This is a genomic window from Streptoverticillium olivoreticuli subsp. olivoreticuli, from assembly GCF_003391135.1.
In the GTDB taxonomy this organism is placed as follows: domain Bacteria; phylum Actinomycetota; class Actinomycetes; order Streptomycetales; family Streptomycetaceae; genus Streptomyces; species Streptomyces blastmyceticus.
In genome coordinates, this window is sequence record NZ_CP031455.1 from 4,889,383 (window position 1) to 4,909,609 (window position 20,227).

Consider the following 20,227-nt stretch of genomic DNA (forward strand, 5'->3'; position numbering starts at 1 on the left):
AACGATGGGGGGCGCGCACGTGGGCAGACGGCTGCGGGAGTGGCGGAGCTGGAGCAGGGTCGCGCAGGTCGATTTCTATTCGCGGATGACCATCTGCGTGGTGCCCTTCATCTTTCCGCTGGCCAATGGAGCCCAACTGCTGAGCGGCTCCCAGCCGCTGGGATGGCTGCTGTTGGGGATCTGCCTCGTCCACTGCGTGCACCACATCACGCTGGCCCGACGGTGTCTGGACCACTATTTGTGGAAGCGGCCCGCGCCGTGGTGGGGGGTGGCCGTCTCCGCGGTGCTGTTCCTCGCCTTCGTGGCCGTCTTCGTCGTCAAGGTCCGGGTCGAGGGGCTGACCTACATATCCTCTTCGGCCATGATGCTCCAGGCGGGCGGGCTGATCGCGTTCGGCTCGTTCAGCACCCTGGTCCGCATCCGCCGGTATCTCGCCGTCTGCGTGCTGGCGGCCGTGGTGACGGGCGTCGGGGTCGTCCTGGTGGGCGGGCAGCCGGCGGGGGCGCTCGTGGTGGCCGTGTTCGTCGTGTTCACCGGGGTGTGGAGCCTGACCGTGATGCGCACGTCGGCGTGGATGCTCTCCGTGCTGTGGGAGCTGGAGGCGGCCCGTACGGCGCAGGCGCGGCTGGCGGTCGCGGAGGAGCGGCTGCGGTTCTCGCGCGACATGCACGACGTCATGGGGCGCAATCTCGCGGTGATCGCCCTCAAGAGCGAGCTCGCCGTGCAGCTGGCGCAGCGGGGTTCGGCGGCGGCGCTGGAGCAGATGGCGGAGGTGCAGCGGCTGGCCCAGGACTCGCAGCGGGAGGTCCGCGAGGTGGTCCGCGGCTACCGCGAAGCGGATCTGCGCACCGAACTGGCGGGCGCCCGGGGCGTGCTGTCCGCGGCGGGCATCGACTGCCGCATCGACGACTCGGCGGGCCGTGAGCTGCCGGCGCCGGTGCAGTCGGCGCTGGCCTGGGTGGTCCGCGAGGCGACGACGAATGTGCTGCGGCACGCGGACGCGGGGCGGTGCGCGGTACGGATGCGGATCGTCGACGACGCGGCGGTGCTCGTCATGGAGAACGACGGGGTGCAGGACCGGAGCCCGGGGGCGGGCACCGACGGCGGTTCGGGGTTGGCGGGGCTGCGGGAGCGGCTGGACGCACTGGGCGGCACGATCACCGCGGAGCGCCGCGGGGTGAGGATGTTCCGCGTGACGGCGGAGGTCCCGCTGACCGGCGGGGAGACGCCCCTGCGTGACACGGCGCGTGACACGGCAGGCGGGGGCAGGCCGGGAGGCGGCTCGTCCCCGGCGGGTGGTGGCTCCGCCTCGGAAGGGGGCGGCTTGTCGCCGGGCGGAGCGTGTGGGGGCGACGGAGGCGGTGCGCCGCCGAGAGTGGCCACGGGTGCGGGGCACGGAGGGACAGCGTGACGGACGACATGGGTGCGGGCGCGGCGGGGAGTGCGGGCGGTCCCATACCGGGCGCGGGCGTCAACGACGGGCCTCCGCCCGTACGGGTGATGCTGGCGGACGACGAGCATCTGATCCGGGGAGCGCTGGCCGCGCTGCTCGGGCTGGAGGACGATCTCCAGGTGGTCGCGGAGGCCGCCTCGGGGCCGGAGGCGCTGGCCATGGCCCGGGCCCACCGGCCGGACGTGGCTGTACTGGATCTCCAAATGCCAGGGCTGGACGGTGTGATGGTGGCCACATCCCTGCGGGCCGAACTGCCCGGTTGCCGCACCATGATCGTGACCGGTCACGGCCGTCCCGGGCATCTGAAGCGGGCGCTGGAGGCGGGGGTGCGCGGGTTCGTGCCCAAGACCGTCTCGGCGCGGCGGCTCGCCGAGATCATCCGGACCGTGCACGGCGGAAGCCGCTATGTGGACCCGGAGTTGGCGGCGGACGCGATCAGCGCGGGCGACTCCCCGCTGACCGCGCGGGAGGCGGAACTGCTGGAGCTGGCCGAGGATGGGGCGCCGGTCGCGGAGATCGCGGAGCGCGCCTCGCTGACGCCCGGGACGGTCCGGAACTACCTCTCGGCGGCCGTCGCGAAGCTCGGCGTCGAGAACCGTCACGCGGCCGCGCGCATCGCACGTGCTCAGGGTTGGCTATAGTGGTGCACGCACCGCACGACAGCGCGGCGCAATGCGGACGTAGCTCAGTTGGTAGAGCACCACCTTGCCAAGGTGGATGTCGCGAGTTCGAGTCTCGTCGTCCGCTCGGTGAACGAAGGCCCCGATCATGATGATCGGGGCCTTCGTCGTGCTCCGCCCGATGATTTCAGCCCGGTGACGTCAGCCCGGTGATCCGGTGGGGAAGCTCAGCCGGAAGCGGGCGCCGCCCGTCTCCGCCCGCTCCGCCGTCAGCTCGGCGCCGTGCGCGCGGGCGATCTGGCGGGCCATGGCGAGCCCGAGGCCGGAGCCGGGGAGGGCGCGGGCCTGCCGGGAGCGGTAGAAGCGGTCGAAGACATAGGGCAGGTCCTCGGTGGAGATGCCGGGGCCGTGGTCGCGGACCGTGAGGTCGAGGCCGTGCTCCGTGCGCTCCAGCCGCACTTCGACCATCGCGCCGGGCGGGCTGAACTTGGCCGCGTTGTCGAGCAGGTTGGACAGCAGCCGCGCGAGGCGGGCCGGGACGCCGGGGACGGTCACGGCGCCCGCGGTGTCCAGGTCGGCGGTGAAGGGGGTGTTCGGCCAGTGCCCGCGCGCGGCGGCCACACAGCGTTCGGCCAGCAGATCCAGCCGGACCTGCTCGACGAGCTGCTGCGGCTCCTCGTCCCGGGCGAGCTCGATGAGGTCGTTGACCAGGCCGGTGACCTCGCGGAGCTGCCGGCCGAGGGCGGCGGAGGCCCGGTCCCGCTGGGCGGGCGAGAGCCGTTCGGCGCGGGCGAGGAGCTCGGCGTTGGTGCGGAGCGCGGTCAGCGGGGTGCGCAGCTCGTGGGAGGCGTCGGCGACGAGGCGGCGCTGGGCGGCGACGGCCTCCTCCAGCTCGCCCAGCATGGTGTTGAAGCTGGTCGCGAGGCGGGTGATCTCGTCCTGGCGGCGCGCCTCGTAGGGCGGCAGCTCGATGCGGTGGGCGGGGTCGCGGGTGGCGGCGATGCGTTCGGCGGTGGCCGTGAGCCGGGTCACGGGCCGCAGGGACGTACGGGACGCGAAGTAGCCGAGGGCCGCCGCGAGCAGCACCCCGGCGCCGCCGACCCCGGCGAGGAGCAGTCCCGCCTGCCGTACGCCCTGGTCGACGGTGTCGGAGCGGGCCGCGACCTGGAGGGCCCGGTCGTCCCTGAGGCGCATGGTGAACATCCGCATGTCACGGCCGCCGAGGGTGATGTTGCTGTAGAACTCGCCGAGCGTCCCGGCCGCGACGCGGCGCGTGGCCCCCGTGACCGGCAGCACGAGGCCGCCCTGGCCCGGTGCGGCGGGGTCGGCGCGGACGATCTGGGCGCAGGCGGGGGCGGCGAGCCAGTTGCACTCGCCGTAGAGCACCCCGGTTCCGCCGTGGCTCTGCTGGGACATGATCCCGGCCTGCTGCTTCAGCTGGAGGTCGAGCTGGCGCACGAGTTCGTAGCGGATCACGACGTACGCGGCGGCGAGCACGCCGAGGGCGACGAGCGCGACGGCCGCGGAGGTGACGAGCGCCAGCCGGGCGCGCAGGGGCCTGCGGCCGAGGAGGCGCGCGCGCAGCGCTCTCACCGCTCCGCCAGCCGGTAACCGATGCCGTGCACGGTGTGGACGAGGCGGGGCGCGCCGCCCGCTTCCAGTTTGCGCCGCAGATAACCGACGTAGACGGCGAGGGAATTGGAGTCAGGGCCGAAATCGGTGCCCCAGACCCTTTCCTGGATGACCTCACGCGGCAGCACCTGGCCCGGGTGCCGCATCAGCACGTCGAGCAGGGCGAATTCGGTGCGGGTGAATTCCAGCGGGATGTCACCGCGTCTGCCGGTGCGGGTCTCCGGGTCCACGGTGAGGTCGGCGAATGCCAATTCGCCGCTCTCCTCGGTGGGTTCGACGGGCGCCGCGCGGCGGAGCAGCGCCCGCAGGCGGGCGAGGAGCTCGTCCAGGGCGAAGGGTTTGACGAGGTAGTCGTCGGCCCCCGCGTCCAGGCCCGCGACCCGGTCGGAGACGGCGTCGCGCGCGGTGAGGACGAGCACGGGCGTACGGTCGCCGACCCCGCGCAGCCTGCGGCACACGGCGAGGCCGTCGAGCACGGGCATGGCGAGGTCGAGGACGATGGCGGCGGGCGGGTCGGCGGCGACGGAGGAGAGGGCCTCCAGGCCGTCCGCGGCGGAGCGCACCGCGTAGCCCTCGACTGTGAGCCCGTCCACTACCGCGGCTCGTACTTCGGGGTCGTCGTCGACGACGAGGACGCTCGTCTCGGCCATTTCGCCTCCGGCGGGGTGCGCGTACTGATCACCTACCTTGTCAGAGGCAGTCTGAGAGGGCTCTTAGGACAAGCGGGCCCCGGGCAGCCGGGGCCGGATTTAAAAGGCTCTTAGAGCGCGTCCGCACGCTGCCCCACATGGCAAACGCACGCGACACACTTTCCGTGGTCATCGGCGCGGGCGGGACCGGTGGGCACATTTACCCGGGGCTCGCTGTCGCCGACGCGATTCGAGACGCCGTGCCGGACGCGGTCGTCAGTTTTGTCGGGACCGAGCGCGGGCTGGAGACCCGCCTGATCCCCCGGGCCGGATACCGGCTGCACACGGTCGACATGATCCCCTTCGACCGCTCGCTCGGCTCGCGCCGCTTCCTGCTGCCCGCCGATCTGCTGCGCTCCGGCATGCAGGCGCGGCGGGTGATCGAGGAGCAGGGCGCGCACGTCGTCGTCGGCATGGGCGGCTATCCCAGCGCCCCCGCCGTGCTGGGCGCGCGGATGGCGGGGCGGCCCGCGCTCGTCCACGAGTCCAACGCGGTGCCGGGCCGTGCGAACCGGTTCGCCACCGCCCTCACCCCGCATGTGGCCCTCGCCTTCGACCGGACCCGCGGCCACCTCGCGGCCCGCGCGGGCGCCCGCGCCGAGACGGTGGGGATGCCTCTGGTCGGCGCGGTCGCCGGGCTGGACCGGGCGGCGCTGCGCGAGCCCGCCCGGCGGGCCTTCGGGGTGCCCGACGGGGCGCGGATGGTGCTGTTCAACGGCGGCAGCCTGGGCGCCGCGCGGCTGACCGAGGCCGCTGTGCGGCTGGCCGGGCGGTGGCGTGGGCGGTCCGATGTCCACTTGGTGATCAAGACCGGTCCGCAGGCCCTGGCGGCGACCCGGGCCCGGCTGGCCGCCGAGGGCGGCGACCGTGTCGCGACCGCGGTCGACTATCTGGACCGGATGGACCTCGCCTATGCCGCGGCCGACCTCGTGGTGTGCCGCGCGGGCTCGGCGACGGTGGCGGAACTCGCGACCGTACGGGTGCCCGCGGTGCTGGTCCCGTACCCCCACGCGCCCCACGACCACCAGACCCACAACGCCCGTGTGCTCTCCGACGCCGGGGCCGGGCTGCTGCTCCCCGACGGCGAGACGGACGGCGACCGGCTCGCCGAGCTGATCGGGCCGCTGCTCGCCGACCCGGCGCGGCTGGCCGCGATGAGCGCGGCAGCCGACCCGGGCACGCACACGATCGCCGCCGACCTGATGGCGGCCTGGGTGCTGCGCCTCGCCGGACACGCGGCAGCGCCGCCGGCGGCGCGCCTGCGCGCCGCATGACGACTTCCCGCATCCGAAAGGAACTTCTCATGTCCTCGACTGCCAACGCACAGAGCTGGCACGGCCGTACCGTCCTCGTCACCGGGGCCGAAGGGTTCATCGGGTCCACGCTCGTCGACCTGCTGGTGGAGCGCGGCGCGCACGTGCGGGTGCTCGTGCACTACAAGCCGTACGCCGAGCGCGGCCACCTCGCCCGCTACCTCGGGCCCGGCTCGCCCGTGGAGACACTCGCCGGTGACGTCCGCGACGCCGGACGCGTCATGGACGCCGTCGCCGGGTGCGACACCGTCTTCCACCTCGCCGCGCTGATCGGCATCCCGTACAGCTACGCCTCCCCGGAGGCGTACGTGCAGACCAATGTGGCCGGCACGGAGAACGTCGCCGCCGCCTGCCGCCGCCACGGCGTGCGACGCATGGTGCACACCTCCACCAGCGAGGTGTACGGGACGGCGCTCACCGTGCCGATCCGTGAGGACCACCCGCTGCAGCCGCAGTCGCCGTACTCCGCGTCGAAGATCGGCGCGGACATGCTGGCGCTGTCCTACGCGCACTCCTTCGAGCTGCCGGTAACCGTCGTGCGGCCCTTCAACACCTACGGACCCCGGCAGTCCGCACGCGCCGTGATCCCCACGATCCTCGCCCAGCTGCACTCCGGCGCGGAAGAGATCCGGCTCGGATCGACCACACCGACACGGGACTTCACCTATGTGACCGACACGGCGGAAGGATTCCTCGCACTGGCCGAGTGCGACCGGGCGATCGGGCACGCCGTCAACCTCGGCACCGGCCGCGAGATCGCCATCGGCGATCTCGCCCAGTCGCTGATCCGGGCTTCCGGGCGGCCGGCCCGGGTCGTCGTCGACGAGACGCGACTGCGGCCTGCGGGCAGCGAGGTCGAGCGGCTGCTCTCGGACAACTCGCGGGCGCGGGACTGGGCGGGGTGGCAGCCGGTGGTCGAGCTGGAGGAAGGACTCGCCCGGACGTCGGACTGGGTGCGGTCGAATCTGCGGCTCTTCGCGGCGGATCGGTACCAGGTGTGAGGCTGGGGCGGGGTTTTCGTTCCCCATCCCCGCCCCTTCCCGAAACCGGGGCTCCGCCCCAGACCCCGAAGCACGCTCCGCGCGCTGTCCTCAAACGCCGGACAGGCTGAATTCGCTGGCTACGGTCCGCGGAATCCAGCCCGTCCGGCGTTTGAGGACGCGCCCGCAGGGCGCTGGGGGTCCGGGGTCTCCCCGGTTTCGGGAAGGGGCGGGGCTGGGGAAAAAGCCTGCCGCAGGCGGTTCTACGACCAGTTCAGGCCCGTCAGGCGCTCGTACGCCTCGACGTACTTCGACCGCGTCCGCTCCACGACCTCCGGAGGGAGCGGCGGAGGCGGCAACTCGCCGTGGCGGTCCCAGCCCGACTCCGGGGACGAGAGCCAGTCGCGGACGAACTGCTTGTCGAAGGACGGCTGCGCATGCCCCGGTTCCCACTCCTCCGCCGGCCAGAAGCGGGAGGAGTCCGGGGTGAGCACCTCGTCCGCGAGCACGAGCTCGCCGTCCGCGAAGCCGAATTCGAACTTCGTGTCGGCGAGGACGATGCCCCGGTCCCGGGCGATGTCGCGGGCCCGGCCGTAGACGGCGAGCGTCGCCTGGCGCAGCTGCGTGGCGGTCTCCGCGCCGACCTGCCGGGCCACCTCCTCGTAGGAGACGTTCTCGTCGTGCTCGCCGACGGCCGCCTTCGTGGCGGGCGTGAAGATCGGGGACGGCAGCTCGGAGCCGTCGGTGAGGCCCTCGGGGAGGGCGAGCCCGCAGACGGTGCGGGTCTGCCGGTACTCCGCGAGGCCGGAGCCGGTCAGATAGCCGCGGGCCACGCACTCGACGGGGACCATGTCCAGGGACCGGCAGATCAGCGTGCGGCCCGCCCAGTCGGCGGGGGCGCCGGCGGGCAGCTCGGTGGACAGGACGTGGTTCGGGAGCAGGTCGGTCAGCCGGTCGAACCACCACAGGGAGAGCTGGGTGAGCACCCGGCCCTTGTCCGGGATCTCGGTGGGCAGCACCCAGTCGTAGGCCGACATCCGGTCGGAGGCGACCATCACCAGCCGGCCCGCCTCGTCGCGGTAGAGGTCGCGGACCTTGCCGGTGTGCAGGTGCACAAGGCCGGGCACCTCGACCGGTTCGGGCTTCTCTACGAATCCGGACACGCGTCCTCCTGGTGGTTTGTCCAAGCACCACGATTCTGCCGTACGCCGGGCGCGCGGTCCGACGAGGGTCAGCAGCGCTTGCAGATGCGATCGAGGAGGTTGGCCGTGGCCCGCTGGACGCGGGCGTCGACATGGCCGGGCCGGTCCAGCGCGGGGGACCAGGCGAAGGTGCCCGAGGCGAAGACCAGGGCGCCACTGGGGGCGCGGTAGAGCGAGGTCTCCTGGTGGCGTCCGACGCCCTCGGCGTCCTCGTACGGCGAGTGGGCCAGCAGGATGCGACGGGTGTGCTGCGGCAGGGCCGTACGGGGGAAGTAGCGGTCGGCCTCGCCCGCGACCAGGCCCGGCAGCTCGTCGCCCTCGCCCGCGCCGGTGGCGTCCCACAGCCAGTGGCCGGCGTTGCGGACGACCATGGGGGACGGCTCGGGCACCCGGCCCGCGTACTGGATGCCCAGCAGTTGCTGCTCGGCGGGCGAGGCGTCGCGCCAGAGCGCGGAGCGGCCTGGCCCGCGACGTTTTCGGCAGGTCAGCAGGCGGTCGGGGCCGGCCGGCGAGGGGGCGAGCTCGCACTGCCAGTACATGGTGTTCGCGGACAGGAACACCAGCGACGTGCCGGAGTCGCGGGCCAGCTCGGCGGCGCGGCGCATGGCGGGCGACCAGTACTCGTCGTGGCCGGGGAAGACCAGGCCGCGGTAGCGGGAGGGATCGACACGGCCCGCGTGCAGATCGCGGGTGTCGGCGTAGGCGAGGTCGTAGCCATAGCGCTCGGCCCAGCGGATGAAGTCGTAGGCGTGGCCCACGTGGAGCGGCAGGCCCGCGCCCGCGAAGGGGCGGTCGAAGGAGACCGTGGTGGCCGCCTCGTCCTCGCCCAGGAGCTGTCCGTCCTCGTCCCAGGCGTGGTAGAGGCTCGCGCCCGTGCGGCCGTCCTCGGGGTAGAGGTTGTACGCCTGCCAGGTGATGTCGGGCAGGACGAGCAGCAGGTCTGCGGGGCGGCTGTCGCGGACCAGGAACGGGATGTGGCTGCGGTGGCCGTCGGCGGTGGTCAGGACGGCCACATAGGCGCCGAGGCTCCAGTAGCCGGGGATCTGGAGCCGCCAGGACAGCCACCAGTGGTGGCAGGAGACCGTGCGGTCGACGGTGAGCGGCGCGGGCTGGACGATGCCGGACAGCCGGGGGCTGGTGGTGATCTTCGCGGCGCCGTCGCCCGCGTAGTGGCCGACCCGGTAGACGTCCACGCTGAAGCGCTGCGGCGGGTCCACCGTGATGCGGAAGTCCATGGCCTCGCCGGGGGCGACGGCGCTGTTGGACGCGAAGCCCTTGATCTGCCGGCGCACGTCGTCTGCGGTGCGCGGCACGGGGACGCGGGACGCGCGCCGCCGGTCGGGGACGTGGCTCTCGGCGTACCAGGCGAGCATCCGGCCCGACTCGTCGACATAGGACTCGCTGTCGCGCAGCCAGGGCAGCGGGCCCTGCCCGAAGGGGTCCGAGACGGCGTGTGCGAGCGCCCCCGACTCCCAGCGGCGGATCCGGTCCGTCCCCATCGCGCTCCCTCCCCTGTGCCCCCGACGCGTACGCATTTCCGTCATCCGGTCCGGTGTGCCGCGAGGCGGCCGCACCCGGTGACCCCCAGCACATCACATGGCGCACCCGCACCGTCACGGCCTGTCGCACTTTTTCCGGCGGGCGGCCGGGCGGGCGGGGGCCCGGTCACGGTGGGCGGGCGCGGGACGGCACGGGCCCTCACACCAGGCGGACCGGTTTTTCGGGTCGCACGCCGACCTCGCAGAGCCAGGCGCGCAGCGGCTCGGCGTCGCCGTCCTCGATCAGGCTCAGGACCGTGCGCGTCAGGTCGGCGCGGCGGACGCCGCCGACCAGCAGGGCCGGGCCGTCCAGCCAGTCCAGGCCGGGGCGGGCCCCGGCGGTGTCGACGGCGGCGCAGCACACCATGGCCGTCACATGGTCGGTGAGCAGCTCCCGGCCGCTGCGGGGCGGCTGGAGCGGGAAGAGCGGGGTGAGCCCGTCGAGCCAGGGCTCGGCCGCCGAGCCGAACGCGGCGCGGTCCACGGCGGTCTCCTCCCGGGCGGCCTCCCGGGCCACCTCGGCGCTCAGCCGCGCCCCCAGCTCCTCCGCGACCCCGCCGCACGCGGGGCCGGTGAGGCGCTCCAGGACCCGGGCCACAGTGGGGGCGGCGGTGCCCGTGGAGGGGGCGGCCGGGGCGAGGTCCTGGCCGGGGCCGGCGGGAACCGGCTCGGGGGCGCTTCCCGGGAGGCCGTCCGGGACCGGCCCGGGCACGGGGCCCGGATACGGGCAGGGGATGTCGTCCAGGACGCGGTGCAGGCGGGCCGCCTCCAGCCGCCACTTACGGTCCACGACCTCCTCCGGATACTGGCTCCAGGCGACCGGCGACCAGTCGGGTCCCGCCATGGCGGGGCCGCCGTGGAAGAGGCGGGCGGCCAGCAGGGAGGCCGCCTCGTCCATCGCGCCGGGCTCCTCCAGCAGATCGCAGGCGGGCCGCTCGCCCAGCCGCGAGGCGAAGCCCTCGGCGAGCCGGTCGCGGCGGGACAGCTCGGTGAGGGCGGAGACGACGCCGGCGTCCAGCCGGGAGGGCCAGCGGCCCATCCGCCAGGCGGGCAGTGCCACGCGGTTCAGCAGCCGGTCCCAGCCGGCGTAGGCGAGGCCCACCTGCTCCTGCGCGACGATCCGCAGACCGTAGTCGACGGCCTGGGCGCGCTCCGAGGCGGCGGCCGCCACCCCGCGCTCCATCTCCGCGGCGTGGTCCCGGCAGGAGTGCAGCAGGAGCCGGGCGACGCCCCCGACGAAGGCGAGGGCCGGGCGCCCCGCGGCGACGGCCACGGCGGCATCCAGGCCCCGGACGAAGCGGCGGGCCGCGGCTATGTCGGGGTGCGCGGACGGACCCGTGCCCGCGACGACCGGGGCCAGCAGGGCGCGCAGCTCGGCGACGCGCATCCACCACAGGAAGGGCGATCCGATCACCAGCACCGGGGCGGCACCCGTGCGCCGCGACGTGCGCGGCATGCCGTGCGGGGGGCCGTGCGCGGGGTGCGTGCGGTCCTCCAGCCAGCTGTCGCAGTCCGGGGTGAGGGCCATGGCGGAGGGCGCCGGGACGTCCAGCCGCTCGGCGAGGTCGCGGACCAGCCGGTAGAGATCGGGGGCCGTCTCCTCGGGGATCGGGACGGTGGGGCTCAGCGCGGGCCTGGCCCGGACGACCACCGTGCCGACGGCGGCCGCCAGCACCAGGGCCAGGGCGGCCGCGCCGACGAGCACCCAGCGCGCCGTGCTCCAGCCGCCGCCGTCCGGGATGCGGCCCATGGCGATGCCCGCGAGCAGCACGACGGCCGCGGCGGCGGGCAGGAGGGCGACGGCCAGCGCGGTGCTGCGGATGCGCAGCACCGCCAGGGCTTGGGCACGTGCGACCAGCACGCCTGCTTCAGGACCTGCCACGAGACCGATCACCCCCTGTTGCCTTGTCCGGGCTCCGCCGAGGAGTGCGACAGCGGACGCAACGCGGAGTGCGTTGCCTATCCCCCCACTGTGGCACCGGCCACTGACACCGCAATGCCGGTGGGCCAGTTGCCGGATGCACTTGGCTTGCGCCGCACCCTAGTTGGGGGTGCGGCGTGCGTCAGCTCATTGGGCAATCGGTCACCCGATGGAATGGCTTTGGTCAAAGGCGTTGCCCTTGCCGGACGGCTTCTGACACGGGTGGGGTACGGCCCGGTTGCGGTGCGCGGCCGCGCCGCAATTACTGTTCGGCCGCCGCCTTCGCCGCGATGTCCGTGCGGTGGTGGGAGCCCGCCAGGCGGATGAGGTCGACGCCCTCGTACGCGTGGGTGCGCGCCGTCGTCAGGTCCGGGCCCGTCGCCGTCACGGACAGGACTCGGCCGCCCGCGCTGACCACCGCGCCGTCCGCGTCATGGGCCGTGCCGGCGTGGAGGACGTACGCCGTGTCCAGCGCCGCGACCTCCGGCAGGCCCTCGATCACATCGCCGGTGCGCGGGGTACCGGGGTAGTTGTGCGAAGCGACGACGACCGTCACGGCCGCGCCGTCGCTCCAGCGCAGCGGCGGCAGGGCCGCGAGGGTGCCCGTCGCGGCGGCGTGCAGCAGCCCGGCGAGCGGCGTCCTGAGGCGGGCCAGGACGACCTGTGTCTCGGGGTCGCCGAAGCGCGCGTTGAACTCGATCACGCGGACACCGCGCGAGGTGATCGCCAGCCCCGCGTAGAGCAGGCCCGAGAAGGGCGTGCCCCGGCGGCGCAGCTCGTCGACGGTGGGCTGGAGCACGGACTCCATGACCTCGTCGACCAGCTTGGGGTCGGCCCACGGGAGCGGGGAGTACGCGCCCATGCCGCCCGTGTTCGGGCCCTCGTCGCCGTCGAGGGCGCGCTTGAAGTCCTGGGCGGGCTGGAGCGGGACGACCGTCACGCCGTCGGTGACGGCGAAGAGGGAGACCTCCGGGCCGTCGAGGAACTCCTCGATGACCACGCGGCCGCAGGCGAGCGCGTGCTCACGGGCGGCGGCCAGGTCGGAGGTGACGACGACGCCCTTGCCCGCGGCCAGCCCGTCGTCCTTGACGACATAGGGTGCGCCGAAGGCGTCGAGGGCCGCGTCGATCTCGGCGGGGGTGGTGCAGACGTAGGCACGGGCGGTCGGGACGTTCGCGGCGGCCATGACGTCCTTGGCGAACGCCTTGGACCCCTCCAGCTGCGCCGCTTCGGCCGACGGCCCGAAGACGGGGATGCCGCGCTCGCGGACGGCGTCGGCGACGCCCGCGACGAGCGGGGCCTCCGGGCCGACGACCACGAGCTCCGCGTCCAGGGACGCGGCGAGGTCGGCGACGGCCGTGCCGTCGAGGGCGTCGACGGGGTGCACCTCGGCGACCTCGGCGATCCCGGCGTTGCCGGGGGCGCAGTGCAGCGCGGTGACGTCGGGATCGAGGGAGAGTGAGCGGCACAGGGCGTGTTCGCGGGCGCCGCCGCCGATGACGAGGACCTTCACACCGGTCACCCTATTGCCTCGTCGACTGATCGACTCCCGGGGCCGGTGCGCGGGCGTACGGAAACGTCACTTCTCCGGCACGGGACGGCGGGAGGACGACGGAGGGACGACGGCCCGGTCCCGTCCACCCACTCTTTCGGGTGAGTGTGTTTGGCGCCTATACCGGATTCCTCAGCAATTACGGACGGAAAAGCATGGATCTTGTGTCCAAGACCGTCCGTTCGGCGGTAGGAAGGTGGCTCGCGATCCGTAGCGGCAGAGGGAGTGCACGGGTGAGTCAGCCGGAGATGCAGCCCGAGGGGCTCCCCCGCGAGCAGGGTGGGAGGCAGCGGGGCGACCTGCGTGGCCGCGCCTTCCCACTCGGTGACTGGGGGGAGCCCGCGGAGCGTCTCGATGAGCTGTACCGATGGGTGGAGAACGGCGCGCTGTATCTGGTCGACTGGTATCTCGCGGACCGCGCCTGGAAGCGCCGCTGGGCACGGGCGCTGCGCATCTGCGCCGCGGTCTGCGCGACGGTGGGCGCGGCCCTGCCGCTGCTCCAGTTGACGAACGTGGTCCGCACCGGCGCCGCCTGGGGATTCCTGGCGCTGCTCGGTGCGGTGGCCTGTGTGGCCGGTGACCGGTATTTCGGTCTTACGTCGGGCTGGATGCGGGCCGTGGCGACGGCGCAGGCCGTGCAACGGCGGCTGGAGGCCCTGCAGTTCGACTGGGCCTCCGAGTGCGTGCGCGAGGTGCTCGGCCCGACCGAGGGCACGGCGAGCGAGGCGGCGGAGCGCTGCCTGACGGTCCTCAGGCGCTTCTCGGAGGACGTCTCGGAGCTCGTACGGGCCGAGACGGCCGACTGGATGGTGGAGTTCCGGGCGGGCCCGACACCGCTGGTGACGCAGTCGCTGGTGTCGTGGGGGCCGCGCGGTGAGGGCGGCGGCCCGCTGCCGCGCTTCCCGCTGCCGCCCGGCACCCGGCCGAACATGCCGAGGCAGCGGCCGCCCGAGTCACCGCGCTGACCTCGTGCGAAGAAGCCCCGCGGCGGTCGCCGCGGGGCTTTTCCGTGCGGGCGCCACCCGCTAACTGAAGACGATCATCGAGCCCTGTCCCAGGCTGCGGGTGGCCGCCGCGTGCAGCCCCAGCCAGACGTGGCGCTCCCGCGCGAACGGGCTGGCGTCGTACGGGCCCGGCGCCGCGGGCTCCTCCAGCCCCGTGGGCCGCTCCGGCGCGGCGGGCGCGGCGGGCGGGTTGGCGGGGTCGATGCCCAAGGCCGGCGCCACGGAGTGGAGTTCCCTCAGCAGGCCCTGGCTGGAGCCCAAGGGGCCGCCGCCCTCGAGGAGTTCGTCGTTGGTCAGCGGGTGCGCGAAGTCGACCGGCACATAGGCCCCGGCGTGGTCGTAGTGCCACACCAGGTGCGACTGCTGGGCCGTCGTCTCGAACATCTCCAGCAACTGCTCGTAGTCTCCCCCGAGTTCGTCGACGGGGGTCACGGCCAGCCCGCACAGGTTCAGCAGGTGGGCGCGGCGCAGGAAGTGCAGCGCGTCGTAGTCGAAGCCGGCGACCGGGGCGACGTCCCCGGAGAGCCCCGGCATATAGCCGAAGACGGGGACGGGCGGCAGGCCCGCCTCGTCGAGCGCCTTGTCGTAGACGGCGATCTCGTCGGCGAAGGGGTTGTCGGGGCTGTGGCACAGCACATCGACGAGGGGGACAAGCCAGAGGTCACAGGCCACGTGAGCTCACTCTCGTTGGGGGGCGTGCGCCAAATGGTCGGGCCAGAGTAGTGCGGATGGGTCGGTTGTCATACTGGGCGAGCCATCGCTTCCGGGTACGGGTCGGTTGCCGCCTGCGGCGGGAGCGGCCTGCGGCCGCGTCCTCAATCGCCGGACGGGCTTATTTTGCGCACCCCTGGAGGTCTGGGGGCAGAGCCCCCTCAGTGGCCCGCCACGTCCCAGACCCAGACCCCGCCCGTCTTCCTCGGTTCCGCGCCCGCCAGGCGCGTCACCGCCTCGCGCAGAGCCGCGCCGTTCACCTCCGGGTCCAGGACAACCGCGTCCGCCTTCCAGAAGCGCAGGTCCTCGCGGAACTCGCGGCGCTGCTGGTCGCCGATCTCCGGGATCTTGCCGGTTTCGTGGACCTTGCGGAGGAGTTCCGACGTGGGGCGCGGCTCCGGGCCGTAGATGCCGATGCGGTCGGGGCCCCAGGGGCCGTTGAAGTAGCCGCCGGGGAAGGCGAAGCCGAGGTCGGCGCGGACCTGCCAGTGCAGCGCCTCGGTGTCGGAGGGGCTCGGCACGGGCACGGGCACCAGCGTGCGGCCGGGCCGTACGTGCTCGCGCCATGTGCCGTCCGCGATGAACGCGGGCACCGGCTCGCGTTCGACGGTGCGGTACGGCGTGGGGACGAGCGGGAGGAGGGCCACGGTGAGCGCCGCCCAGCCGAGCAGCCGGTGCGAGCGTTCGCGTTCGCTGCGCATCCGGCGCGCGGCCAGCCGGTCGCAGGCGAGGGCGAGGAGGATGCCCAGGGCGGGCACGCAGATCATCGCCACGCGGGACTCGATGACCGACTCGAAGAACGGCAGCTTGCCGACGAGCCGCCAGGGGCCGGGCAGCGTCTTGTCCGTGCCGAGCAGCGGGATGGTGCGGCCGAGGGAGAGCACGGCGGCGGCGAGCGCGGTGAAGCCGAGGGCGCGGACCCGCGGCTGGTGCCACATGCGGATGACGAGGGCGACGGCCAGGGCGACGAGCGGCCAGCCGAAAAAGGCGTTCTCCTCGGTCCTGTTGACGGACAGCGATGCGGCGGTCCGCGCGTCGCCGCCCAGCGACCGGGTGGCGTACTCCAGCAGCGCCATCGGGTTGTTGCCGACCTCGCCGTGCAGCACGCTGTGGTAGCTCTGCGCGCCGAGGAACTGCCATCCCAGGGGGTAGGCGACCAGCGGCAGCGCGACGAGGGCGGCGATGCCGAGGCCGCGCAGCAGCCGTCCGGAGACGGCGCGGGCGGCGTCGGGGTCGGCGACCGCGTAGCCGAAGGCGAAGAGCGCGAGGCCGGTCACGGCCAGCAGCAGCGCCTCCTCGCCGAGGAAGATCTGGTAGGTGAGGAACAGGCCGAGCAGCACCGCGTCGCGCGTCGGCCGGGTGCCCTCGCACAGCCGCAGCATCCGGTCGACGATCAGCGGGATCATGAACAGGACGAGGAAGTTGGGGTGCGCGTTGCCGTGCGAGATCATCGGCGGCGCGAAGGCGCAGAACCCGCCGCCCAGCGCGGCCGCCCAGCGGGAGCGGACGAAGCGCTTGGCGATCAGCCAGTACCAGGAGCAGGCGGTGACGGCCAGGCCGCCGGTCAGCACGATCGCCCAGGTGACGTGCGCGCCGAAGGCGAGCGTCACGGGCGCGAGCGGCACGGAGAGCCCGAGCATGGCGGTGTTGGCCATGAGGTTCACGCCGAGCGGGAAGTTCTGGAGCCCGGTGAAGAGCGGGTCGCGCAGGTGGGCGACGTTGTCGGCGGTGACGGCGAAGAACCATTCCCACTGCGTCTGGTCGGAGCCGGAGTCGGCGAGGTAGCTGTGGCCGAGTCCGCCCCACAGCCCTCCGTAGAGCACGAAGGAGACGAGGAGGAAGAGCGCGGGGACGGCGAGGCGTACGGGGTCGGCCGCGTGCCAGCGCAGCCGCACGAGGTCGGCGAGCACGGTGGGGTAGGCCAGCGGCCCGATCTTGGAACCGGGCTGGTGGGACCAGCGGACGGGCACCTCGGCGACCTCCCAGCCCCGCTGGTGGAAGAAGCGCAGCAGCTCGACGTCGTAGCTCCAGCCGTCCAGCCGGGACCGGGCGAAGGCGGTACGGACCTTGTCGCCGTCGAAGAGCTTGAAGCCGCACTGGGTGTCCCGTATCCCCGGCACGGCGGCGGCCCGTATCAGCCGGGAGCCGGCCCGGCCCATGAGCTCGCGCACGGCGTGCTGGCGGACGGCTATCCGGGAGCCGGGCAGCGCGCGGGAGCCGACGGCGGCGGTGGCGCCCGCGTCCAGGCTGCGGGCGAGGAGGCCGAGCTCCTCGATGGGGGTGGCCAGGTCGGCGTCGGTGACCAGGACGCGGCGGCCGCGCGAGGCGAGCACCCCGGTGCGGACGGCGTGGCCCTTGCCGCGGTTCTCGGGGGTGCGCAGCAGCCGGATGCGGGGCTCGGTGGCGGCGGCGGCCTCGGTGATGTCCGCGGTGGCGTCCGTGGAGCCGTCGTCGACGACGATCAGCTCCCACGTGGTCGCGTCCTTCTCGGCGGTGAGGTGGGCGCGGATCGCCTCGAGCGTGGGGCCGAGCCGGTCCTCCTCGTCGTACGCCGGGACGATCACCGTCAGGTCGACGGCCGGCGCCGCGGAGGTGTCGGGCCGGGAGGCGGTGGAATCGGCCTGCTGGGGCCAGGACGGCTGGGAAGGCGGCATCACGAGATCTGGACGCCCTCAAACACGTGCCGGTTGCGGGTTCGTGGTTATTTTCATTCCGATTCCGTCCCGTCAGCCGATGACCATGACCTGGCCTTCGACCCTATTCGGTCAGCCCGCTGATCAATGCCAGGGAATGTTCGTTGTATGCGGCAATGATGCTTTCCGCGGCCACCGCGTCCTGGGCCGCCACGGCCTCGACGAGCTCGCCGTGCCCGTGCCACAGGCGGCCGCGCAGCGACGGCATCCTGCGCAGCAGCGGCACGGTGAAGATCCAGCTCTGCACCCGGACCCGGTCGAGGAAGTCCGATATATAGGGGTTTCCGACCAGCCCGGCCAGCTCGCGCCAGAAGCGCAGGTCGTAGCCGATGAGGATGTCCAGATCGCCGGCCTGCGCCGCCCGGCCCGCCTCCTCGGCCCGCCGCCGCACGGACGCGAGGGCCGCCGGGGTGGCCTCGCACAGCGCGCGCACGGCGGAGCGCCGGAAGATGCCCTCCACGATCAGGGCCCGGGCCTCGACCATGTCCCGGAAGTCGGCGTAGGTGAACTCGCGCACGCGGTAGCCCTTGTGCAGCTCCACGTCGAGCAGCCCCTGCGAGCAGAGGTCGAGCAGCGCCTCGCGCACCGGGGTCGCCGAGACGCCGTACTGCTCGGCGATCTCCTTGACCGTGAACTGGCGGCCCGCCGGGAGCCGCGCCGCTATCACCTCGTCGCGCAGGGCGTCGGCGATCTGCGAGCGCAGCGTCGTCCGTCTGACAGCCTCGCTGCCGGGCATCGTCGTCCGTCTCTCCTTCCGTGACCGTGCGCCCGCATGCGAACGGCCCCCGACCAAGATAGGCGAGGGCCGTCGCGGTGCGTACGGGCGTGCGCGCGGGAAGGACGAACGCTACCTTCCCGCGTCAGACGGTGTGCGCGTCGGCCACCGTGAGCGCCGCGTCGAGGAGGGCGAGGCCCTCCGCTGCCTCCGCCTCCGTGAGAGTGCACGGCGGGACGACATGGGTGCGGTTCATGTTCACGAAGGGCCACAGGCCGGACTTCTTGCAGGCCGCGGCGAAGGCGGCCATGGGGGCGTTCGCCTCCCCGGAGGCGTTGTAGGGCACCAGGGGCTCGCGGGTGACGCGGTCCTTGACCAGTTCGAGCGCCCAGAAGGCGCCCAGACCCCGGACCTCGCCGACGCTGCGGTGGCGCTCGGCGAGCTCGCGCAGGCCGGGCCCGAGGACTCTCTCACCGAGGTGCGCGGCGTTCTCCACGATGCCCTCCTCGGCCATCGCGTTGATCGTCGCCACGGCCGAGGCACAGGCCAGCGGATGCCCGGAGTAGGTGAGTCCGCCGGGGTAGGGGCGGGTGTCGAAGGTGGCGGCGATCTCGGCGGAGATGGCGACGCCGCCGAGCGGCACATAGCCGGAGTTGACGCCCTTGGCGAAGGTCAGCAGGTCGGGGGTGACGCCGAAGCGGTCGGCGGCGAACCAGTGGCCCGTACGCCCGAAGCCCGCCATCACCTCGTCCAGGACGAAGACGATGCCGTGGCGGTCGCAGATCTCGCGGACGCCCGGGAGGTAGCCGGGCGGCGGGACCATGATCCCGGCCGTGCCGGGCACGGTCTCCAGGACGATCGCGGCGATGGTCCCCGGGCCCTCGAAGGCGATGGTGTCCTCAAGGTGCCGCAGCGCGCGCTCGCACTCCTGCTCCTCGCTCTCCGCGTGGAAGGGCGAGCGGTAGAGGAAGGGCGCCCAGAAGTGCACGACGCCCGCCGATGCGGTGTCGGAGGGCCAGCGGCGCGGGTCGCCGGTGAGGTTGATGGCCGCCGCGGTCGCGCCGTGGTACGAGCGGTAGGCGCTGAGCACCTTGGGGCGGCCGGTGTGCAGCCGGGCCATGCGGACGGCGTTCTCGACCGCCTCGGCGCCGCCGTTGGTGAAGAAGATCTTGTCGAGGTCGCCGGGCGTCCGCTCGGCGATCAGCCGCGCCGCCTCGGACCGCACGTCCACCGCGAAGCCCGGCGCGATGGTGCACAGCCGCCCCGCCTGCTCCTGGATCGCGGCGACGACCTTGGGGTGCTGATGGCCGATGTTGGTGTTGACCAGCTGGGAGGAGAAGTCGAGGTAGCGGTTGCCGTCGTGGTCCCAGAAGTACGAGCCCTCGGCCCCGGCCACGGCCAGTGGTTCGATGAGGCCCTGCGCGGACCAGGAGTGGAAGACGTGCGCGCGGTCGGCGGCCTTGACGGCGGCGCCCAGGCGCGGGTCGGGCTGCGTGCTCACGGTCGTTACCTCGGATCGGTTCGGCTCGCGGTGGCAAGCGGTGACGGGCACCGCGGTGACCTGCGGCGGTCACGGAACCGTCAGCGTAGGGAGCGGGGCACGGCCCGGGTACCGGCACTGTGTATGGCGCTCGCCACGCGCGCCGACACAGTGCCGGGTGACCGCGGGCGCCCGGCACGGCACGGAAAAAATTGTCGCGGAGAAATTCGCCGGAGGACCTGCCGCGCGTGCTACGGTCATTTTCCGTTGCGGTTTTGGATCTGTTTTCCCCTGTGCGCCTGACGGTCTGTGACCTTCGGGCGCACTTGCATTATTCCGTGCAGTACGGAATTTCGACACCGCTGTCTTGTAGGAGATCTGTCTTGGCTACCGGCACCGTTAAGTGGTTCAACTCGGAAAAGGGCTTCGGCTTCATCGAGCAGGACGGCGGCGGCGCCGACGTCTTCGCGCACTACTCGAACATCGCGACGCAGGGCTTCCGTGAGCTCCAGGAGGGCCAGAAGGTCTCCTTCGACGTCACGCAGGGCCAGAAGGGCCCGCAGGCGGAGAACATCGTTCCCGCCTGACACGCCTCGCGCGTAACCGGCCTCGGCCGGGAAGCGGCCGGGACTCCCGCACTTTCACCGTGCGGGGTCCCGGCCGTTTGGCGTCCCGCTATTCTCCGCGAGGTACACACGGGGGAAATCGGGGAGGAGAGGGCGCC

The 20,227-nt window shown here is 73.2% G+C and carries 16 protein-coding genes and 1 tRNA gene; 7 read left to right on the forward strand and 10 right to left on the reverse strand.

Annotated features, from left to right (window positions below; translation table 11 throughout):
• Positions 1-4: 4 nt before the first annotated feature.
• The 3 genes from DXZ73_RS21410 (at position 5) to DXZ73_RS21420 (ending at position 2,200) form a co-directional block, all read left to right on the forward strand.
• The gene (locus DXZ73_RS21410) at positions 5-1,411 is read left to right on the forward strand and encodes a sensor histidine kinase (protein WP_240351432.1); all 1,407 of its coding nucleotides are present in this window, start codon (positions 5-7) and stop codon (positions 1,409-1,411) included.
• An 89-nt stretch (positions 1,412-1,500) separates the two neighbouring features.
• A complete protein-coding gene (locus DXZ73_RS21415; protein WP_116215756.1) occupies positions 1,501-2,094 on the forward strand; it encodes a response regulator transcription factor in 594 nt (197 codons plus the stop codon).
• 33 nt (positions 2,095-2,127) lie between these two features.
• Positions 2,128-2,200 (forward strand) — tRNA-Gly (locus tag DXZ73_RS21420).
• Positions 2,201-2,274: 74 nt separating this feature from the next.
• Here DXZ73_RS21420 and DXZ73_RS21425 read toward each other — a convergent pair.
• Positions 2,275-3,666, reverse strand: a complete 1,392-nt coding sequence (locus tag DXZ73_RS21425; protein WP_116212701.1) for a sensor histidine kinase — start codon at positions 3,664-3,666, stop codon at positions 2,275-2,277.
• Positions 3,663-4,355: a response regulator transcription factor gene (locus DXZ73_RS21430; RefSeq protein WP_116212702.1), complete on the reverse strand. Its 693-nt coding sequence runs from the start codon at positions 4,353-4,355 to the stop codon at positions 3,663-3,665. Before DXZ73_RS21430 ends, DXZ73_RS21425 begins: the two co-directional genes overlap by 4 nt.
• Positions 4,356-4,492: 137 nt before the next feature.
• Between DXZ73_RS21430 and DXZ73_RS21435 the strand changes: the two genes are divergently transcribed.
• The gene (locus DXZ73_RS21435) at positions 4,493-5,668 is read left to right on the forward strand and encodes a UDP-N-acetylglucosamine--N-acetylmuramyl-(pentapeptide) pyrophosphoryl-undecaprenol N-acetylglucosamine transferase (protein ID WP_116212703.1); all 1,176 of its coding nucleotides are present in this window, start codon (positions 4,493-4,495) and stop codon (positions 5,666-5,668) included.
• 29 nt (positions 5,669-5,697) lie between these two features.
• The gene (locus tag DXZ73_RS21440; protein ID WP_116212704.1) at positions 5,698-6,708 is read left to right on the forward strand and encodes an SDR family NAD(P)-dependent oxidoreductase; all 1,011 of its coding nucleotides are present in this window, start codon (positions 5,698-5,700) and stop codon (positions 6,706-6,708) included.
• 242 nt (positions 6,709-6,950) lie between these two features.
• Here the strand turns inward: DXZ73_RS21440 and DXZ73_RS21445 are convergent, their stop codons facing one another.
• The 4 genes from DXZ73_RS21445 to purD all read right to left on the reverse strand — a co-directional run bounded on the left by DXZ73_RS21445 (position 6,951) and on the right by purD (position 12,861).
• On the reverse strand, positions 6,951-7,850 hold the full coding sequence (locus tag DXZ73_RS21445; RefSeq protein ID WP_116212705.1) for a phosphoribosylaminoimidazolesuccinocarboxamide synthase: 900 nt from the start codon (positions 7,848-7,850) through the stop codon (positions 6,951-6,953).
• A 68-nt stretch (positions 7,851-7,918) separates the two neighbouring features.
• Positions 7,919-9,388 (reverse strand): N,N-dimethylformamidase beta subunit family domain-containing protein, encoded by a 1,470-nt coding sequence (locus DXZ73_RS21450; RefSeq protein ID WP_116212706.1) that lies wholly within the window; start codon positions 9,386-9,388, stop codon positions 7,919-7,921.
• Between the two features lie 199 nt (positions 9,389-9,587).
• On the reverse strand, positions 9,588-11,321 hold the full coding sequence (locus DXZ73_RS21455; RefSeq protein ID WP_116212707.1) for a hypothetical protein: 1,734 nt from the start codon (positions 11,319-11,321) through the stop codon (positions 9,588-9,590).
• Between the two features lie 289 nt (positions 11,322-11,610).
• A complete protein-coding gene (gene purD, locus DXZ73_RS21460; protein ID WP_116215757.1) occupies positions 11,611-12,861 on the reverse strand; it encodes a phosphoribosylamine--glycine ligase in 1,251 nt (416 codons plus the stop codon).
• Positions 12,862-13,133: 272 nt separating this feature from the next.
• On the opposite strand from purD, the gene DXZ73_RS21465 reads away from it, so the two are divergent.
• On the forward strand, positions 13,134-13,865 hold the full coding sequence (locus tag DXZ73_RS21465) for an SLATT domain-containing protein (RefSeq protein WP_205519200.1): 732 nt from the start codon (positions 13,134-13,136) through the stop codon (positions 13,863-13,865).
• A 60-nt stretch (positions 13,866-13,925) separates the two neighbouring features.
• Here DXZ73_RS21465 and DXZ73_RS21470 read toward each other — a convergent pair whose 3' ends face one another.
• The 4 genes from DXZ73_RS21470 to DXZ73_RS21485 all read right to left on the reverse strand — a co-directional run bounded on the left by DXZ73_RS21470 (position 13,926) and on the right by DXZ73_RS21485 (position 19,524).
• Positions 13,926-14,576 (reverse strand): hypothetical protein, encoded by a 651-nt coding sequence (locus DXZ73_RS21470; protein WP_116212709.1) that lies wholly within the window; start codon positions 14,574-14,576, stop codon positions 13,926-13,928.
• A 200-nt stretch (positions 14,577-14,776) separates the two neighbouring features.
• Positions 14,777-17,269, reverse strand: coding sequence for a dolichyl-phosphate beta-glucosyltransferase (locus DXZ73_RS21475; RefSeq protein ID WP_116212710.1), 2,493 nt, complete (start codon positions 17,267-17,269; stop codon positions 14,777-14,779).
• A 103-nt stretch (positions 17,270-17,372) separates the two neighbouring features.
• On the reverse strand, positions 17,373-18,044 hold the full coding sequence (locus DXZ73_RS21480) for a GntR family transcriptional regulator (RefSeq protein WP_116212711.1): 672 nt from the start codon (positions 18,042-18,044) through the stop codon (positions 17,373-17,375).
• A 124-nt stretch (positions 18,045-18,168) separates the two neighbouring features.
• Positions 18,169-19,524 carry an aspartate aminotransferase family protein gene (locus tag DXZ73_RS21485; protein WP_116212712.1) on the reverse strand — a complete coding sequence of 452 codons (1,356 nt, stop codon included), beginning with the start codon at positions 19,522-19,524 and terminating at the stop codon, positions 18,169-18,171.
• A 362-nt stretch (positions 19,525-19,886) separates the two neighbouring features.
• Here DXZ73_RS21485 and DXZ73_RS21490 point away from each other — a divergent pair, with 362 nt between their 5' ends.
• A complete protein-coding gene (locus DXZ73_RS21490) occupies positions 19,887-20,090 on the forward strand; it encodes a cold-shock protein (RefSeq protein ID WP_015607926.1) in 204 nt (67 codons plus the stop codon).
• Positions 20,091-20,227: the final 137 nt, after the last annotated feature.